Genomic DNA, 17,319 nt, shown 5'->3' with positions numbered 1-17,319 from the left:
CGGCCGGTTGAGAAGAGTGACAAAGGCCTTTTTTGACGGTATTAAGCGGGAGTAGGGTGTGATTGCGGACAGTCAGCCTGGCCATATTGACCAGATTAAACAGACTAATGCCGGAGCGGTGTACAGACTGATTGATCGGTTTGGCCCCATCTCGCGTATTGAGCTGTCAAAAAAAGCGCAGCTGGCCCCGGCCAGTATCACAAAAATCGTGCGTGAGATGCTAGAAGCTCACCTGGTTCAGGAGACGGAGTTCCAGGAGCCAGGAAGCCGTGGACGCCCGGCCGTCGGACTGTTGCTCGACACACAGGCCTGGCATTTTCTCTCCGTACGTATTGGCGCTGGTGACATCACACTCGCCCTGCGTGACCTCAGCAGTAAAATGGTGGTGGAGCAGCAGTTTTCCCTGCCTGCAGAAGATGCCCTTCCGCTGCTGACCCGTATCATCCGGCAGATCGACCAGTTCTTTATCCATCATCAGCATAAACTGGAACGCCTGACTGCGATTGCTATCACGCTGCCTGGCATTATGAACAGCCAGACCGGGATCGTACACCGCATGCCTTATTATGATGTTGACGATATGCCTCTCGGGCCCTCGCTGGCCAGCCATACCGGTCTGCCGGTCTACATACAGCATGATATCTGTGCCTGGACGATGGCCGAATCGCTGTTTGGTGCCTCGCAGGATGCCCGTGATGTTCTCCAGGTGGTGATTGACCATAACGTAGGGGCCGGGGTGATCACCGGTGGACGTCTGTTGCACGGTGGCAGCAGCACGCTGGTGGAGATCGGCCATACCCAGGTCGATCCGTGGGGCAAGCGCTGCTACTGCGGTAATCACGGATGCCTGGAAACGGTAGCCAGCACAGACAGTATGCTGGAACTGGTCACACAGCGGATGCAGGCGTCCATGAGTTCCACGCTGCATAATCAGCCGCTTACCATCGATGCGCTCTGTGATGCCGCGCTGGCAGGGGATCAACTGGCCTGCGATGTCATTTCCGGCGTAGGTAATAGCGTAGGCCGTATTGTGGCGGTGATGGTTAACCTGTTCCATCCGCAAAAAATTCTCATCGGGTCGCCGCTTAACCGCGCGCAAACTATCCTTTATCCGGCCATTGCGACCTGTATTCGCCAACAGTCCTTACCCAGTTACAGCAAACAGGTCAGTGTGGAGCCCACCGCCTTTATTAACCTTGGCACCATGCCGGGGGCGGCACTGGTGAAAGATGCGCTCTATAACGGGTCATTATTAATCAAATTGCTACAAGGCTGATAAATCCACTAAACATTGCGCTAACGCAATCTCCGACCTGCGGCACTCCCCTACAATTTTCGCTCATTTACCGAGTATGAAAATTATCAATGAGGCCAGGCTGTGCCTGTCGGAGTCATACCATGTTGAAACGTTTATTTGTCACTGGAACCGATACTGAAGTAGGAAAAACGGTGGTATCGCGTGCGTTATTACAAAAGCTGGCGACAAACAGTAAACACGCCGTAGGCTACAAGCCGGTCGCGAAAAGCAGCCAGCAAACGGAAGAAGGACCACGAAATAAGGATGCTCTGGTGCTTCAGCGCTCTTCATCAGTACAGTTGCCCTATGAGGCGATTAATCCCATCACGTTGCTCGATGACGAAATCAGTACCAGTATTACCCCGATCAGCCACGCAACAATGAGCCACGGACTGCATGCCCTGAACGATCAGGCTGATTATATTGTGGTGGAGGGCACGGGCGGCTGGCGAAGCCTGATGAACGATTTGCGCCCGCTGTCTGACTGGGCGGTACAGGAACAGCTGCCGGTGGTGCTGGTGGTCGGTATTAAGCTTGGCTGCATCAGCCATGCGCTGCTAACGGCTCAGGCGGTGATCAATGACGGGCTGCCACTTTTAGGCTGGGTGGCTAACCGGATTAACCCCGGCCTGGCGCACTATGCCGAAATTATTGATGTGCTGCGGGATAAAATTCCGGCCCCTTTGCTGGGGGAGTTACCCTATCTGCCCCGGGCGGAAACGCGTGACCTGGCGCACTATCTTGATCTGACCGCGCTGGATTTATAACGGCGGCGGGATCATCCCCTTTTCAAAGGCTGGGGATGATCCCGGGCGAATTACTTCAGTGATTCGCCGTGCGTTTTAATCACGTTCTGATACCAGAAGAAACTCTTCTTACGGCTGCGCGCAAGGGTGCCATTTCCCTGATCATCACGGTCGACATAGATAAAGCCGTATCGCTTGGAGAACTCGGCCTTCGAAGCGCTCACCAAATCAATCGGGCCCCAGCAGGTGTAACCCAGTACTTCAACACCGTCTTCAATCGCTTCACGGACCTGCACCAGATGATCGTTCAGGTAAGCAATGCGGTAATCATCATTGATACTGCCGTCAGCCTCGACGGTATCCCGGGCTCCCAGACCGTTCTCCACAATAAACAGCGGTTTCTGGTAGCGGTCGTACAGCTCGTTCATCAGGAAGCGCAGCCCTTCCGGGTCAATCTGCCAGCCCCACTCAGAACTGGCCAGATGCGGATTCGGCACCATATTCAGAATATTGGCCCGCGCTTTATGATTCTGTTCTTCATTGGTGGTCACACAGCCGGTCATATAGTAGCTGAAGGAGATAAAGTCGATCGGCTCACGCAGGTCCTGTTTGTCCTGCTCCGTTATCTCCAGCTGGATGCCGTTTTCTTTAAAGTAGCGCGTCATATAGGCGGGATAGTAGCCGCGCGTCTGGACATCGCCAAAGAACAGCCAGTCACGGTTCTGCTTTTGCGTCTCCAGCAGGTCAGCCGGAAGTGGACTGAGCGGATAGAGCATGGCCCCCAGCAGCATATTGCCGATTTTGGCATCCGGAATAATCCGGTGGCAGGCCTTCACCGCACGCGCACTGCCCACCAGCTGGTGGTGGATGGCCTGATAGACCGCCTGTTTATCGCTGTCTTCCGGCAGACCCACGCCGGTAAACGGCGCGTGAAGCGACATATTGATCTCATTAAAGGTCAGCCAGTGCTTCACTTTATCTTTATAGCGGGCGAAGACCGTTTCGGCATAGTGTACGAAGCAGTCGATGGTTTTACGATTGCCCCAGCCGCCGTATTTTTTAATCAGTCCATACGGCATTTCGTAATGGGAAAGAGTAACCAGCGGCGCGATATTGTATTTCGCCATCTCGTCAAACAGGCGATCATAAAAGGCCAGTCCGGCCTCGTTCGGCTGCGTTTCATCCCCTTCGGGGAAAATGCGCGTCCAGGCAATGGAGGTCCGCAGTACGGTAAAGCCCATTTCGGCGAATAAGCGGATATCTTCCGGATAGCGGTGATAGAAATCAATGGCCACATCCTTGATACCAAAATCACCCTCCTGACGCGTGACACGCTGACCAAAAATACCCTGAGGCTGTAAATCTGAGGTGGAAACACCCTTGCCATCGGTTTGCCATGCGCCTTCGACCTGGTTTGCGGCAACGGCGCCGCCCCAGAGGAAATGTTGAGGGAAACGTTGTGTCATTGTGCTCTCCTTATAAATGATTATTTAATCAGCGTCAGCAGCGGCTCGCCAGCGGCCACGTCGTGCCGTGAGCTGGCGGGCAGCACATCAATGTAGTCGTCGCTGTTGCTGATCAGTACCGGCGTGGTGAGGTCATAGCCCGCCGCACGGATGGCCGGGATATCGAATTCCAGCAGCAGGTCACCGACGCGAACGCTGTCGCCCTGGCTGACATGAGCCGTAAAATACAGGCCATCGAGTTTGACGGTGTCGATGCCGACATGGATCAGGATTTCAGCACCGTCTTCCGCTTCCAGACCAATGGCGTGGCGGGTGCGGAACAGGGATGCCACGGTACCGTTGACCGGAGAAAGTACACGGCCTTCAGTCGGCTGGATCCCCATGCCTTTTCCCAACAGCCCGCTGGCAAACGTTTCATCCGGCACCTGTTCCAGCGCCACGACAGCACCGCTCATCGGGCTGGACAGCGTCTGCTTATGCAGCAGATCGGGACTGACGGCAGCAGCGGGAAGATCCGGTGTCACTGCCTCCGTCTCTTTCACCACCGACAGCCCAAACAGCGCGGTAGCGAGGGCCGCGAAGATAAAGGCAATCAGCGCGCCGACGATAGCGGCGACAACGCTGGCATCAAAACCGGTTTTCGGCACCACCTGGCTGAAGGTAAACACCGAGGGCAGGCCAAATGAATAGCTGGTGGTGTGGAAGAAGCCGAGCACAGCGGCACCCAGCGCGCCGCCGATGCAGCCAAAGATAAACGGACGACGGTTCGGCAGGGTAACGCCGTACACCGCAGGTTCGGTAATTCCGAACAGGCTGGCGCTAAAGGCGGATGCTGCAATCCCTTTCAGCCTGACATCCCGGGTACGCAACAGCACGCCAAGCGTTGCTCCGGCCTGGCCCAGTACCGCCGGCATCAGCAGCGGGAGCAGGGTATCTGCCCCGTGAACGGCAAGATTGTTGAGCATGATCGGCACCAGACCCCAGTGCAGGCCGAAGATCACACAGACCTGCCAGAAAGCGCCCATAAAGGCCCCGGCGAAGGTCGGGCTGAAGCTGTAGGCATGAAGATAACCCGCCGCCAGCATCTGACTTACCCAGGTCGCGACCGGGCCAATCAGCATAAAGGTGATTGGAACGACGATAGCCAGACAAATCAGCGGCGTGGTGAAGTTTCGCACTGCACCCGGCAGGCGGTTATGCACCACACGCTCGATCAGGCAGGAGAACCAGGCGGCGAAGATAATCGGGATAACGGAAGAGCTGTAGTTAATCAGGATCATCGGGATGCCGAAAAAGTGCAGCGGAGGACTGCCTGCCTGAGAAGCGGTAAACGCCGCCATCATCATCGGGTGAACCAGAGCAGCACCGATAATCATCGTGGTGAATGCGTTACCACCAAATTTCTTCCCGGCGGTGTAGCCGAGCAGAATCGGCAGGAAGTAGAACACCGCGTCTCCGGCCGCCGAGAGGGTAATATAGGTGCCGGTCGTGTCTGTCATCACTTCGCAGGCCAGCGCCAGTGCCAGCAGTCCCTTCAGAATACCGGACGCCGCCATCACACCGACAAACGGGGTGAAAATCCCGGAAACGATGTCAATAAAGCGGGCGAAGAGTGACCCCTTTTCCTCCGTATTGAGGGAGCCTTCGCTCCCCTCGCTCAGGCCGGCAGTGGACATCAGTGCCTGATACACGTCGCTGACATGGTTGCCAATCACCACCTGATATTGACCACCACTTTCCACCACCATAATCACACCCGCATTGGCCTTCAGCGCGGCTGTGTTGGCTTTACGGCTGTCTTTCAGTTTAAAGCGCAGGCGGGTAGCGCAGTGCATGACGGAAGTGACGTTCTCTTTGCCGCCCACTCCCTGCAGGATCTCTTCTGATAAAAGCTGGTACGTCATCGTATGCTCCTGGTTCCGACATCGTTGTCTGTGGCCTGTTAGTGAATTCAGGCCAAAAAAAAACCTAAACCGCTTCAACGTCGCCAGAAAGGCGCATTAAAGCGGTTTAGGTTTTGCCTGAAAATCAGTAGCAATCCTGTTTATGCTGCAGCGATATTTCCCTGTTCTCAGCCAGTTAGCAAGGGGGCAGGAAGGGAATAACTTTTTTTCGTGACGGGGATCGACTTTTTGATGGCACGCCTGATGACTGAGGGCCTGCGGCTTTTGGAGAGGGGACATTTTGCAACTGGCCTCCTTCAGGCTAGACTGTATCGCATTGATTAGGCTAAGGGTGATACAAACGTGGACGTCATTGCGGGTAAATCATTGCAGGTCTCTGATGCGATCATTTCGTGTCAGTTGGATGGGAAGGGCGGGTTAATCCCGATTGACGACAGCGATGTGCTGACCTGTGACAAGCCATGCTGGCTGCACCTGAATTATACCCACCGTGAAAGCGCGGACTGGCTGGCCTCGACCCCACTTCTGCCTGACTCGGTGCGTGACGCGCTGGGCGGAGACAGTATGCGCCCGCGCGTTAACCGCCTGAGCGACGGCACGATGATTACGCTGCGCAGTATTAATCTCAATAGCGAATCGCGGCCGGAGCAGCTGGTGGTGATCCGCGTATTCATCAACGAAAAGCTGATCGTTTCCACCCGGCAGCGCAAGGTGTTTGCCATTGATGAAGTGCTCACCGACCTGAAGAACGGGATTGGCCCGGTGGATGGCGGCAGCTGGCTGGTGGATGTCTGTGATGCGCTGACCGATCACACCAGCGAGTTTATTGAGGAACTGCACGACAAAATTATCGATCTGGAAGATGCGGTCGTGGATCAGCAGGTGCCGCCGCGCGGTGAACTGGCCCTGATCCGTAAACAACTCATTATCATGCGCCGCTATATGGCCCCCCAGCGTGACGTGTTTTCCCGTATTGCCAGCGAGCGCCTGCCGTGGATGAGTGATGACGATCGCCGCCGGATGCAGGATATCGCCGATCGTTTAGGGCGCGGGCTGGACGATCTGGATGCCAGTGTGGCACGCACCGGCGTGCTGGCCGATGAAATTACCACCGTAATGGCCGAGGCCATGAACCGCAGAACCTATACCATGTCCCTGCTGGCGATGGTGTTCCTGCCGACGACCTTTCTTACCGGGCTGTTTGGCGTCAATCTGGGGGGGATTCCAGGCGGTGAATGGCGCTACGGTTTTCCCGCTTTCTGTATGTTACTGATGCTGCTGGTCATCGGCGTTGCCTGGTGGTTACGTAAACGTAAATGGTTGTGATTAATAAGAATGAGTCAGGGAGCGGGGCGCAATAACGCGATGAAAGCTGATCGACGTCAATAAATGCTGGCGTCGATCAGGGCAAACTCTTTCTCGCAGGTGAATGCAACGTCAAGCGATGGGCGTTGCGCTCCATATTGTCTTACTTCCTTTTTTGAATTAATGCATAGCACATTTAATTCGCACGACGCCGGCTATCAGCCGGCTTTTTTTTGCGCGTTTGCCAGCGCCGTCAGATGTCCTACGCTTACTATTCCTACACCGTATGAGGAGGAAGACATGTTAACTGACCTGAAAACGTCGATTCGCCTGTCAGAACCACTAAGCGACCCCGTTCCCGTACCGGGCCCGACGCCGGTACCTCAGCCATTACCCGATCCGCCGCCGCCCGATCCCCATCCAATTATTGATCCGCCACCTTACCAGTAAGCGGTGACCCGGCCCGGTTTGGCTTAAGGCGGGAAGAGAACATCACCCGCCTGCGCCGGACAGCGAGATTTTCCCGCTATTTCTCATGTTTCCCGGGCTGGGAAACTTCCGTATAATGTCCCCCCTTAAACTGTAATCAGAATTACGTCGTTCTAAAGCCATCAGGATCCAGAGAAGTATTTATGAATCAAGTCGATGTACGAAAAGAAACCCTGGAGATGAATAAGCTCCAGAAGCGTCTAAGAAGAAATGTTGGCCTTGCCATCACTGATTACAACATGATTGAAGAGAATGACGTTGTGATGGCCTGCATGAGCGGAGGCAAGGACTCGTTCGCCATGCTGGATATTTTGCTCGCCCTGCAAAAAGTAGCCCCGATCAAATTCGAGGTGATTGCGGTTAATCTGGATCAGAAACAGCCTGGCTTCCCGGAACATATTTTACCCGCCTATCTCGACAGCCTGGATATCCCTTATTACATTGTGGATAAAGATACCTATTCCGTGGTGAAGGAAAAGATACCGGAAGGAAAAACCACCTGTGGTTTATGTTCACGTCTGCGGCGTGGCACGCTGTACTCGTTTGCCGAGAAAATTGGCGCGACCAAAATCGCCCTTGGCCACCATATGGATGACATTGTTGAGACGCTGTTCCTCAATATGTTCCACGGCGCGAAAATGAAAGCGATGCCGCCCAAGCTGCGTTCTGACGATGGACGTAACGTCGTTATTCGTCCGCTGACCTACTGCCGGGAAAAAGATCTGATTGCCTGGGCAGAATATAAAGATTTTCCGATCATTCCCTGCAATTTGTGCGGTTCTCAGGAGAATCTTCAGCGGCAGGCGATCAAAGCTATGCTGACCGAGTGGGATAAAAAAACGCCGGGTCGGGTCGACAGCGTCTTTAAATCGATCCAGAACATCAGCCCAAGCCAGTTAGCCGACAGGGAACTGTTCGATTTCGAGGCCCTGCCGCTGGATCGCAGTGGTGACAGAGCAGAGTATGCCTTTACTGAAGCTACCGTCTCGTCGACCAATATAGATAAATCGCTCTATATAGATGTTGCTAACCTGTAATCGCTGACGCAGGCATTCATAGACCTGCGTTAATTGAAGAGCGGCGCGCTATCAACTACGCTTACTCTATCCAGGCAAGAGGAGGGCGTAATGTCAGAGGATAAATCAAAAACCAAACCGGAAAAAGATCCGCATCCGGCCAGGGATAATCCCAACGAGCACGGTGAAATTCCGCGCACGCGGGATGACAGCGACGACGATAAAAAAGATCCGTTCAACGATCGTTAATCCTGTCAGTCACCCGTCCTGTCACATCTGCTGACAGGACGGGGTTCCGCTGTTGGCACCCTCCCGCTAAATATCACTCCCCGCAACCTTATCCGATGATGAAATTGATTAAATCCCTCAAGTTTCCTGCCCGGATGCCGTTAACACCGTAAGCGTCAGTGCTAATTTTTTCTTCTCAGAGCGCCTGCCCGTCAGGAAAACTCCCTGAGCCTTAACTTACGCCCGGAATACGAATAAACAGGCGACATTCAGGGCCAGGCTTTACTATAATTGCCGCCGAGACTTTCGTCTTATGCCGTGAATATGTCGACATGACGGCTAAGAACGAAAGGAAGGAGAAGGAATACATATGAAATGGAACCGGAGAAATACCTGGATTGCGATGGTGGCAGCCTGTCTGATCTTCTGGCTGTTAATCGCGTTGGTTTTATCTTAGTCGGACTACAAAATACACAGCGCTGCGCGACGTTATCGCCAGCGCTTTTCTCCCCGTCCCCTGCGGTTATCTGCTACAATCAGCGCCAATAATCCTGTCCGTTTTATCAGAGAGTTCTTCCGTGACTGCTTTTTCTACCCTGACCCAACTTCCCGCCAGCCAGATCGAAAATCTTACCGAACTGGGCTACCTCGACATGACGCCTGTTCAGGCTGAATCGCTACCTGCTATTCTTGCGGGGCGGGATGTGCGCGCGCAGGCGAAAACCGGCAGTGGTAAAACCGCCGCCTTTGGTCTGGGTGTCATGCATCGCGTGGATGCCAGCCAGTACGTCACTCAGGCGCTGGTGCTGTGCCCGACCCGCGAACTGGCCGACCAGGTCGCTAAAGAGCTGCGCCGTCTGGCGCGTTTTACCGCCAACATCAAAATCCTCACCCTGTGCGGGGGCCAGCCGGTCGGCGCGCAGCGTGATTCGCTGGTGCATGCCCCACAGATTGTTGTCGGCACGCCCGGGCGTATTCTTGACCATCTTAAGCGTGAAACCCTGAAGCTGGATGGCATCAATATGCTGGTGCTGGATGAAGCCGACCGCATGCTGGAGATGGGCTTCCGCGACGATATCGACAGTATTATTCGCCACTGTCCGCAGGCCCGCCAGACGCTGCTGTTTTCCGCCACCTGGCCGCAGGGTATCGCCCAGATCAGCCAGAGCATTCAGCGCGATCCGCTGACCGTCGAAACCGGCGATGTCTCCGATTTACCGTCTATCGAACAAACCTTCTACGAGGCTGGCCCGCGGGAAAAACTGACTGCGCTGACGGGCCTGCTGAGTGACCGTCAGCCCGCATCCTGCGTGGTGTTCTGTAACACCAAACGGGAATGTGACGATATCGCGTATGCGCTGGAGTCCGGCAATATCAGCGCCCTGGCGCTGCATGGCGACCTTGAACAACGCGACCGCGATCAGGTTCTGATCCGTTTTGCCAACGGCAGCTGCCGCGTACTGGTCGCCACCGATGTGGCCGCCCGCGGGCTGGATATCAAGTCGCTGGCGATGGTGGTCAACTATCAGCTCTCCTTTGACCCGGAGGTGCACGTCCATCGTATTGGACGTACTGCCCGCGCCGGCCAGGAAGGGTGTGCGGTCAGTTTCGTCGCCCAGGATGAGATGGTTCGCGCCCATGCGCTGGAAGACTATCTGCAGCAGAAACTGGTCTGGCGTAACGTTGCTGAACTGAAATCTGTTGCAGCGAAAGCGCTGCCGGCAGAGATGGTGACGGTGAGTCTGGACGGCGGCCGTAAAGCGAAAATCCGACCGGGTGACATTCTCGGTGCCCTGACCGGTGACGGCGGGCTGACCGGCGATCAGGTCGGCAAGATTGATATCGGGCCCACACAGGCATATGTTGCCATCCGTCAGTCACAGGCGCGTCAGGTGATGGGGCAGCTGAAAGATGTGAAGATCAAAGGGAAATCGTGCCGGGCGCGTTTACTGAAATAAACCGCTGAAGGGAAAGAAGGGCGGTAAAGGGTCGATCGTTTGTCACGATCGACCCACATCACCACCGTTTACATTTTGGTGATCACGGGCGGTGCGGCCAGCAGATCTTTTACACCTGCCAGCAGGGCCTGAAAATGAGGCTGCGATTCGTGCAGCTCAATGGCATCAGCGCTTTTCCAGGTTTCGTGAAACAGGAACAGGTCACTGTTTTCCACGCTGCGGTACAAATCATAATGCACGTTGCCTTCCTCAAGACGGCTCGGGGCCACGCAGCGGTTCAGCACGTCATACAGTTCATTGCCTTTACCGGTTGCCGCAGCAAAGGTGGCCACCACCATAATCGATTTATCAGACATTTTTCTCTCCTGTAACAAAGTTAAAAACGGTGCAGATGACGTCGTGTCCATCCGAACCCAAACGTATTGTTCCCAGCCTGGCACGATTCTGCCTGGCTGACATGATCTTTTCAGGCTTCAGTGCATTTCTACTGACTGCACCCCTTTGATTTCCAGCAGCGCATCATAGAGCTCATGGGGTTCGCGTTTGCGTGACAATGTCACATCTACCATCATCTCACACAGCCCACTTTCGGCATCCCGGTTGACCACCGAGACCTGGCCCGTGCGCACCTGCTGATGCTGTAATGCCATCAGCACCAGCGGCACACTCTTTGCCTTCAGGTGAAAAATCAGCGTATGGTGACGGCCAATCAGCCAGTAGCTGATGCGGCGGAACGTTTCCAGCACCAGCAGCGCCAGCAGTGTGCCATAGACGCCGATTTCATACATGCCGCTGCCTATCACCAGGCCAATGGCGGCCGTGACCCACAGCCCGGCGGCGGTGGTCAGGCCTTTCACCACCTGTTTCTGAATAATAATTGTCCCGGCCCCGAGGAACCCCATACCGCTGACGACCTGAGCGGCGATACGACTGGGATCGAGGCCGACGTGATGTTGGGCAAGAATGTCGTCGAAACCATACTTCGAGACGATCATAAACATGGCACTGCCAATACCGACCAGAATATGGGTTCTCAGCCCCGCTTCTTTTGCACGCAGCTGGCGTTCAAGCCCGATCAGGCCGCCCAGTGCCCCCGCCAGGGCGATGCGTAATAACAAATCGATAATCATAAAACGGCCCCTCACCGCGCTTATTCTCTTCACTCAAACAGCTAGTTATAAAATAAGACGGCAGGCTATTGATATTTCGTTGAAGACCATTTTGTAAAAAAGCGTGACAACTATCGACCTGACAGGGAACGTAGCATATGCTGGCTTTCGCATTTCAGCGCCCACTACCCGGAGTTTACCAGATGAAAGCAGCGACATTTCTGCTGGCGGCAGCCGCTTTATTACTCTCAGCCTGTAGCAGTGACAGTGATAATGAACCGCCTCAGCAGGCCACAGCGGCCCATGTGCCGACCCGGGTGGTCATGGCTGACCTGGCAGAGAGCGCCTGTTCAAACGCCGGCGGTACGCTGGCATTATCCCGTCAGTTGGACGGCAGTTCAGTCGGAATGTGCCAGATGGCAAACGGGCGTCGCTGCGGTGAAAGTGCGCTGATGAACGGCAGTTGCGCACGCTGAGTGACGTAACGCAGCTTATCGGTGTCTGAGGCGCCGCTGCCGACCGGATTGACCGGTCGGCATGCGATCCATCGCTGAGTTTGTCGTCGGTATCAGTGCGTGGTTAAAGGATTAACCCGCGTTGACCACGTTATCGCAGACTTCCCCTTTTTCCAGCAGACGCAGGTTTTCCAGGGTCGTCTGCGAAATACTGGTCAGGGCTTCTGCCGTCAGAAAGGCCTGATGCCCGGTAAACAGCACGTTATGGCAGGCGGACAGGCGGCGGAAAATATCATCCTGGATCACATCGTTAGACTTATCCTCAAAGAATAAATCACGTTCATTTTCATAAACGTCCATCCCCAGGGAACCAATCTTCTGTTGCTTCAGCGCGTCTATTGCCGCCTGTGAATCAATCAGGGCACCCCGGCTGGTGTTGATCACCATTACGCCATCTTTCATCTGGGCAAACGCTGCGCTGTTCAGCAGGTGATGATTATCTTCGGTCAGCGGGCAGTGCAGGGTAATGACATCGGACTGGCTGAACAGGGTTTTGATATCCACGTACTCCGCGCCCAGCTCCAGCGCCTGTGGGCTGGGGTAGGGATCGAAGGCCAGCAGTTTCATGCCGAAACCTTTCAGGATGCGCATGGCGGCAATACCAATTTTACCGGTACCAATGACCCCGGCGGTGCGGCCGTGCATATTGAAACCAATCAGACCCTCGAGGGAAAAGTTCGCATCGCGGGTGCGTTGGTAGGCACGGTGAATACGCCGGTTCAGGGTCATCATCATTCCCACTGCATGTTCGGCCACGGCTTCAGGCGAGTAAGCCGGCACCCTGACCACCTGGATGCCCAGCTCGCGCGCAGCATCAAGATCGACATTATTGAAACCGGCACAGCGCAGGGCAATAAACTTAACGCCGAGTTCAGCCAGCTCCTCAAGGACTGCACGGCTGCCGTCATCGTTGACGAAAATACAGACGCCATCGCAGCCTACGGCATTTTTCGCCGTATGATCGCTCAGCAGAAAGTCGAAAAACTCCAGTTCAAAGCCGTAATCTTCATTGACCTGTGTGAGGTATTTCCGGTCATACTGCTTGGTGCTATATACCGCAAGTTTCATCGCCGTTTTCCTTTAGCCGTGCGTAAGTAATACAGCAGTGTAACAACTTATCTCCCCTGCGGGAGGGGCTGAGCGGTTAGCTGATGTAAAAAACAGCGAATCGATTGATTAATGGTGAAAAACTTCACCCTGCTGGCTTTCCGTGCCATCATTCACAGGATAATCACGGAGTGAACAGGATGTGGCAGCCATGAACCGGGGCTGGAAAATTACGCTTGCGGTACTGATCGTCACAGCCCTGCTGCTGATCGGTACTTATCTGACCATCAGCCAGTGGCTTCCCCGTCTGGCGGGCATCTGGCTGCCTGCCAATACCACCATCTCGCTTGATGGTAATCCCCGCTGGCGCAAGGGTGCGCTGCATCTGCCGGGTATCCATTACTACGCCGGCGACTGTGAACTGGCCGATGTGCAGGGTGTGACGCTCGGCTATCGCCAGGGGCGCTGGCAGCTTGCCGTTGATACGGCGACCCTACGCTCGGCCTGTGCCAGCGAGCTGGCAACTGCAGACGACGACAGCGCACCGCGCACGCTGGCGCAGTGGCAGCAGTTGCTACCTGCCGCCCGTGTCACCGTCGGGCAGTTAAGCATTGACCCCTGGCAGACCTGGGCCGGTCAGCTCCAGCTCGAACTGGATCCCCGTCGGCAGCACCTGCGTTATCAGGGTAAAAATCTGTCGCTGGATGCCGAACTTAACGGGCAGCAGCTGGCGCTGAACACGGTTACCCTGCAGGCCCCTGGCGTGCCTGAACCCGTCAGACTGAGCGGTACGCTGACCCTGCCAGCGATCCCCGATACGGTGCCTGAAAACGGGGCGCTGGAGGGCGATCTGGCGCTGACTGCCGTGCCGGACCCATTGCATCTTAAATTAAGCTGGCAGCAGCAGCAGGGATCGTTGGTGGTAACGGCCAGCAGACAGCCTGAGCCGCTGCTGACGTTGCCCTGGCATATTACCCGCGAACGAGTTTCAGTCCGTGAGGGGCGGTGGAACTGGCCATGGGCCGGACAGCCGCTCTCTGGCGGTTTCGCCTTAACGGCCGACGGCTGGACGCAGGGGCTGGCGGCAACGGAAGTGGCGGGCCGCTTCAATATGCTGACTCAGGGTCGCGGGGGCAAAGGCAATGTGGTGCTCTCTCTGGGCCCCGGTCGTCTGGACTGGGTCAACAGCCAGCTGCCGTTTCGTCTGACTGGGGAGAGCAAACTGGACAGACTGCAATTTTTTGCCGGCCTGCCCGGGGAGCTTCAGGGGCCGCTGCTCGACCCGCAGGTGCTGATGCGGCCGGGTGCGTTACTGCGGATGAAAGGGCGACTGCTGTCCACGCTGGAGGTGGATGAGGCTCGCTGGCCGCTGGCGGGCGTTTCGATCTCCTCTGCCGGGATCGAGGGCCGCCTGCAGGCCATTCTCAGCGCTCATGATGCAGAAACGGGACGTTTTCGCCTGCACCTGGACGGACGTGCCAAGGCATTCTGGCCGGATAAAGGCCAGTGGCTGTGGCGTTACTGGGGCGATGGCTATCTGATGCCGCTGGCGGCCAGATGGGATGTCAAAGGTCACGGGCGCTGGCAGGATCGGTTAATTGAACTCTCGTCGTTGTCCACCGGCTTCGATCGGCTGGCCTACGGCAGCGTCACCATGTCTGCTCCGAGGCTGTCGCTGGACACGCCGATCCGCTGGCAGCGAGATCCGGATGCGCCCTCCTTTAACGGACAGCTTAAACTTAAAGCGAAAGACACCCGCTTTGGTGGTGGAGGCTACCTGCCTCCCTCGACACTGAAGCTGGTGGTGAAGGGGCGCGATCCCGCGTGGTTCCTGTTCCGTGGCAGCCTGCAGGCGAAGCGGATAGGCCCGGTGCAGGTGAACGGTCGCTGGGATGGCGACCGCTTGCGCGGCCAGATGTGGTGGCCGGAGCAACCGTTGACGGTATTTCAGCCGCTGATCAGCCCTGACCTCAAGCTGGCCATTCAGGGAGGGACGCTGAAAGCCCAGGTGGCGTTCTCAGCCGCGAGCGATCAGGGGCTGAAAGCGGGTGGGCACTGGCTGGTCAGCAACGGTAGCGCACTGCTGCCGGACAATGAATTTGATGGCGTCGATTTCTCATTGCCTTTCCGCCTTGAAGATCATCGCTGGTATTTTGGGGCCCGTGGCCCGGTATCGCTGCGTATCCGGGAGATTAAAAACCAGTTTGCCATGCAGAATATTGCGGCAGATCTGCAGGGCTGGTATCCCTGGAGCGAGCGTTATCCGCTAACGTTAAGCGACGTCAGCCTGGATCTGTTAGGGGGCACACTCAGTCTTGCCAGCCTGCAGATGCCGCAGACAGAAGTCGCGACCATCAAAGTAACGCACCTCAGCCTGTCGGAGCTGGTCACCGCCATGAAGCTGAAGCAGGTAGCGATGTCCGGTCATATCAACGGTGCGCTGCCGCTGTGGCTGAACAACTCCCGCTGGCTGATTAAAGATGGCTGGGTGGCCAACAACGGGCCGCTGACCGTGCGTATGGATAAAGACATGGCTGATGCCATCAGCAGCAATAATATGGCCGCCGGGTTGGCTATCGACTGGCTGCGCTATATGGAAATTTCCCGCAGTTGGGCCACCCTTGACCTCGATAATCTCGGGGTGATGAATATGGCCGCCAAAGTGGATGGCACCAGCCGTTTCAATCAAAGAAATCAGCGGGTTTCGCTCAATTACACGCAGCAGGAAAATCTGTTCCAGCTCTGGCGGAGCCTGCGCTTTGGCGATAACCTGCAATCGTGGGTGGAACAGAATGCCACCCTGCCGTCGCAAAAGGAAACCAGTGATGAAAGCCCTGACTAACCTGTGGATCGCCAGCGTTGCGATCCTGCTCTGTGGGTGTATCCCCCGCATTGAGTTGGCCGCGCCGAAAGAACCGATCACCATCAATATGAATGTCAAAATTGAACATGAAATTCATATCAAGGTGGATAAAGACGTGGAAGCGTTATTAAAAAACCAGAGCGGGTTGTTCTGAGGAGAGTGCCACCATGAAACGACTTTACTGCGGCATACTGCTGGGTTGTCTGCTGATGTCATCAGCGGCGATGGCGCTGACGCTCGATCAGGCGCGGCAACAGGGGCGGGTAGGGGAAACGCTGAATGGCTATATTGCCGCCGTACAGCAGGATGCGGAAACCCTGACGCTGGTGAAGCAAATTAATGAAGGACGTGAACATCAGTATCAACGACTGGCGCAGCAAAATAACCTCAGCACGCGCGAAGTGGCCGGTATTGCCGGTAAAAAGCTGATAGAGCGGGCGAAAACAGGGGAGTATGTACGGGGAATCAACGGTCAGTGGTTACAGAAGTAGCGGTGGCACCGACACAGTGCCACCACGCAGGTTGAGGAGGGTAAGCTCAACCTGTTCGAACGCTATCAGGCAGTGACAATCTGCGAAATCACTTCTTTTGCATCGCTGGCCGCTTTGGCAGCCACTTCCGGACCGTAGCCAATCCCTTCAGCGAACACGAACTGCACGTCGCTCATCCCCAGGAAGCCCAGGAACAGGGTCAGGTAAGGGGTCAGCAGATCGCTTGGGGTATCTTTGTGGATCCCGCCACGGCTAGACAGAACCACGACTTTTTTCCCTTTGATCAGGCCTTCTGGTCCCTGCTCAGTATAGCGGAACGTTACGCCGGCACGGGCAACCAGGTCAAAGTAGTTCTTCAGCTGCGTCGGGATGTTGAAGTTGTACATCGGGGCGGTGATCACGATGGTATCGTGCGCCTGCAGTTCAGCAATCAGTTCGTTAGACAGATCCAGCGCTTCCTGCTGACGAGGGGTCAGGGCTGCATCGGAAGGACGCAGTGCGCCGACCAGCTCGCCATCCAGCACCGGAATTGGGTTGGCAGCCAGATCGCGTTCGGTGACGTCATCGCCCGGATGAGCGGCTTTCCATTCAGAAACCAGGTGGTCGGCCAGCTGACCAGACTGTGAATAACCGGCAAGAATACTTGATTTCAGTACTAATACTTTGCTCATGGCGTTTTTCCTGTTGTGTCATGCGGATAACGTTCCGCTCAATGGAAGACACTCTACGGATAAATGCCGGACAGTGTAAGTGCGAGTTTTCGATATCAATGTTCGAAAATATTGAATAAGACGCCGGGGGCAGATAAAACGCTAAGTGGTTGTCTGTGCTACACTACGCAAAATTCTGATCCCCTGTTTAATCCATGTTGCCCCTTTTAACGGC

General features: G+C 55.6%; 17 protein-coding genes. 11 read left to right on the top strand and 6 right to left on the bottom strand.

The window, feature by feature from the left end; translation table 11 throughout:
- Positions 1-58: 58 nt before the first annotated feature.
- Together mlc and bioD are read left to right on the top strand one after the other, a co-directional pair.
- Positions 59-1,276, top strand: coding sequence for a sugar metabolism global transcriptional regulator Mlc (gene mlc / locus EPE01S_RS04450; protein ID WP_062743386.1), 1,218 nt, complete (start codon positions 59-61; stop codon positions 1,274-1,276).
- Between the two features lie 122 nt (positions 1,277-1,398).
- Positions 1,399-2,064 (top strand): dethiobiotin synthase, encoded by a 666-nt coding sequence (gene bioD, locus EPE01S_RS04445; protein WP_062743385.1) that lies wholly within the window; start codon positions 1,399-1,401, stop codon positions 2,062-2,064.
- Between the two features lie 50 nt (positions 2,065-2,114).
- Here bioD and EPE01S_RS04440 read toward each other — a convergent pair whose 3' ends face one another.
- Positions 2,115-3,509, bottom strand: coding sequence for a glycoside hydrolase family 1 protein (locus EPE01S_RS04440; RefSeq protein ID WP_062743384.1), 1,395 nt, complete (start codon positions 3,507-3,509; stop codon positions 2,115-2,117).
- A 20-nt stretch (positions 3,510-3,529) separates the two neighbouring features.
- A complete protein-coding gene (gene bglF, locus EPE01S_RS04435; protein WP_062743383.1) occupies positions 3,530-5,413 on the bottom strand; it encodes a PTS beta-glucoside transporter subunit IIABC in 1,884 nt (627 codons plus the stop codon).
- A 342-nt stretch (positions 5,414-5,755) separates the two neighbouring features.
- On the opposite strand from bglF, the gene zntB reads away from it, so the two are divergent.
- From zntB to dbpA, 5 genes are all read left to right on the top strand, one after another.
- Positions 5,756-6,739 carry a zinc transporter ZntB gene (gene zntB / locus EPE01S_RS04430; protein ID WP_062743382.1) on the top strand — a complete coding sequence of 328 codons (984 nt, stop codon included), beginning with the start codon at positions 5,756-5,758 and terminating at the stop codon, positions 6,737-6,739.
- A 279-nt stretch (positions 6,740-7,018) separates the two neighbouring features.
- Positions 7,019-7,168, top strand: coding sequence for a proline-rich small protein YnaL (gene ynaL, locus EPE01S_RS23585; RefSeq protein WP_167550578.1), 150 nt, complete (start codon positions 7,019-7,021; stop codon positions 7,166-7,168).
- A gap of 182 nt (positions 7,169-7,350) precedes the next feature.
- Entirely contained in the window at positions 7,351-8,244 is an 894-nt protein-coding gene (gene ttcA / locus EPE01S_RS04425) for a tRNA 2-thiocytidine(32) synthetase TtcA (RefSeq protein WP_062743381.1), read from the top strand.
- Between the two features lie 90 nt (positions 8,245-8,334).
- Positions 8,335-8,472: a hypothetical protein gene (locus EPE01S_RS23580; protein WP_162900971.1), complete on the top strand. Its 138-nt coding sequence runs from the start codon at positions 8,335-8,337 to the stop codon at positions 8,470-8,472.
- Positions 8,473-9,029: 557 nt separating this feature from the next.
- Positions 9,030-10,409 carry an ATP-dependent RNA helicase DbpA gene (dbpA, locus tag EPE01S_RS04420; RefSeq protein WP_062743380.1) on the top strand — a complete coding sequence of 460 codons (1,380 nt, stop codon included), beginning with the start codon at positions 9,030-9,032 and terminating at the stop codon, positions 10,407-10,409.
- Positions 10,410-10,477: 68 nt separating this feature from the next.
- Here the strand turns inward: dbpA and EPE01S_RS04415 are convergent, their stop codons facing one another.
- Positions 10,478-10,765: a putative quinol monooxygenase gene (locus EPE01S_RS04415; RefSeq protein ID WP_062743379.1), complete on the bottom strand. Its 288-nt coding sequence runs from the start codon at positions 10,763-10,765 to the stop codon at positions 10,478-10,480.
- A gap of 117 nt (positions 10,766-10,882) precedes the next feature.
- The gene (locus EPE01S_RS04410) at positions 10,883-11,539 is read right to left on the bottom strand and encodes an MgtC/SapB family protein (RefSeq protein WP_062743378.1); all 657 of its coding nucleotides are present in this window, start codon (positions 11,537-11,539) and stop codon (positions 10,883-10,885) included.
- A 182-nt stretch (positions 11,540-11,721) separates the two neighbouring features.
- Between EPE01S_RS04410 and EPE01S_RS04405 the strand changes: the two genes are divergently transcribed.
- On the top strand, positions 11,722-11,994 hold the full coding sequence (locus tag EPE01S_RS04405; protein WP_062743434.1) for a putative hemolysin: 273 nt from the start codon (positions 11,722-11,724) through the stop codon (positions 11,992-11,994).
- A 111-nt stretch (positions 11,995-12,105) separates the two neighbouring features.
- On the opposite strand, the gene EPE01S_RS04400 is transcribed toward EPE01S_RS04405, so the two are convergent.
- Positions 12,106-13,101, bottom strand: coding sequence for a 2-hydroxyacid dehydrogenase (locus EPE01S_RS04400; protein ID WP_062743377.1), 996 nt, complete (start codon positions 13,099-13,101; stop codon positions 12,106-12,108).
- A 190-nt stretch (positions 13,102-13,291) separates the two neighbouring features.
- Here EPE01S_RS04400 and EPE01S_RS04395 point away from each other — a divergent pair, with 190 nt between their 5' ends.
- Genes EPE01S_RS04395 through EPE01S_RS04385 form a run of 3 tightly spaced genes read left to right on the top strand, consistent with a single transcriptional unit; the run spans position 13,292 to position 16,434 of the window.
- Positions 13,292-15,922 carry a YdbH family protein gene (locus EPE01S_RS04395; protein ID WP_062743376.1) on the top strand — a complete coding sequence of 877 codons (2,631 nt, stop codon included), beginning with the start codon at positions 13,292-13,294 and terminating at the stop codon, positions 15,920-15,922.
- Positions 15,906-16,097, top strand: coding sequence for a YnbE family lipoprotein (locus EPE01S_RS04390; protein WP_062743375.1), 192 nt, complete (start codon positions 15,906-15,908; stop codon positions 16,095-16,097). Before EPE01S_RS04395 ends, EPE01S_RS04390 begins: the two co-directional genes overlap by 17 nt.
- Before the next feature lie 13 nt (positions 16,098-16,110).
- Positions 16,111-16,434 carry a YdbL family probable chaperone protein gene (locus EPE01S_RS04385; protein ID WP_062743374.1) on the top strand — a complete coding sequence of 108 codons (324 nt, stop codon included), beginning with the start codon at positions 16,111-16,113 and terminating at the stop codon, positions 16,432-16,434.
- A 65-nt stretch (positions 16,435-16,499) separates the two neighbouring features.
- Here EPE01S_RS04385 and EPE01S_RS04380 read toward each other — a convergent pair whose 3' ends face one another.
- Positions 16,500-17,105: an FMN-dependent NADH-azoreductase gene (locus EPE01S_RS04380; protein ID WP_062743373.1), complete on the bottom strand. Its 606-nt coding sequence runs from the start codon at positions 17,103-17,105 to the stop codon at positions 16,500-16,502.
- Positions 17,106-17,319 lie beyond the last annotated feature (214 nt).

Source organism: Erwinia persicina NBRC 102418, from assembly GCF_001571305.1.
In the GTDB taxonomy this organism is placed as follows: domain Bacteria; phylum Pseudomonadota; class Gammaproteobacteria; order Enterobacterales; family Enterobacteriaceae; genus Erwinia; species Erwinia persicina.
The sequence above is the reverse complement of the archived record's forward strand: the minus strand, read 5'-3'. Positions and strand labels throughout refer to the sequence as shown.

Coding starts and splice junctions, on each gene's coding strand:
- bioD (WP_062743385.1), top strand. CDS start 1,399: ATGTTGAAACGTTTATTTGTCACTGGAACCGATACTGAAGTAGGAAAA.
- EPE01S_RS04440 (WP_062743384.1), bottom strand. CDS start 3,509: ATGACACAACGTTTCCCTCAACATTTCCTCTGGGGCGGCGCCGTTGCC.
- bglF (WP_062743383.1), bottom strand. CDS start 5,413: ATGACGTACCAGCTTTTATCAGAAGAGATCCTGCAGGGAGTGGGCGGC.
- ynaL (WP_167550578.1), top strand. CDS start 7,019: ATGTTAACTGACCTGAAAACGTCGATTCGCCTGTCAGAACCACTAAGC.
- ttcA (WP_062743381.1), top strand. CDS start 7,351: ATGAATCAAGTCGATGTACGAAAAGAAACCCTGGAGATGAATAAGCTC.
- EPE01S_RS23580 (WP_162900971.1), top strand. CDS start 8,335: ATGTCAGAGGATAAATCAAAAACCAAACCGGAAAAAGATCCGCATCCG.
- EPE01S_RS04415 (WP_062743379.1), bottom strand. CDS start 10,765: ATGTCTGATAAATCGATTATGGTGGTGGCCACCTTTGCTGCGGCAACC.
- EPE01S_RS04410 (WP_062743378.1), bottom strand. CDS start 11,539: ATGATTATCGATTTGTTATTACGCATCGCCCTGGCGGGGGCACTGGGC.
- EPE01S_RS04405 (WP_062743434.1), top strand. CDS start 11,722: ATGAAAGCAGCGACATTTCTGCTGGCGGCAGCCGCTTTATTACTCTCA.
- EPE01S_RS04400 (WP_062743377.1), bottom strand. CDS start 13,101: ATGAAACTTGCGGTATATAGCACCAAGCAGTATGACCGGAAATACCTC.
- EPE01S_RS04395 (WP_062743376.1), top strand. CDS start 13,292: ATGAACCGGGGCTGGAAAATTACGCTTGCGGTACTGATCGTCACAGCC.
- EPE01S_RS04390 (WP_062743375.1), top strand. CDS start 15,906: ATGAAAGCCCTGACTAACCTGTGGATCGCCAGCGTTGCGATCCTGCTC.
- EPE01S_RS04385 (WP_062743374.1), top strand. CDS start 16,111: ATGAAACGACTTTACTGCGGCATACTGCTGGGTTGTCTGCTGATGTCA.
- EPE01S_RS04380 (WP_062743373.1), bottom strand. CDS start 17,105: ATGAGCAAAGTATTAGTACTGAAATCAAGTATTCTTGCCGGTTATTCA.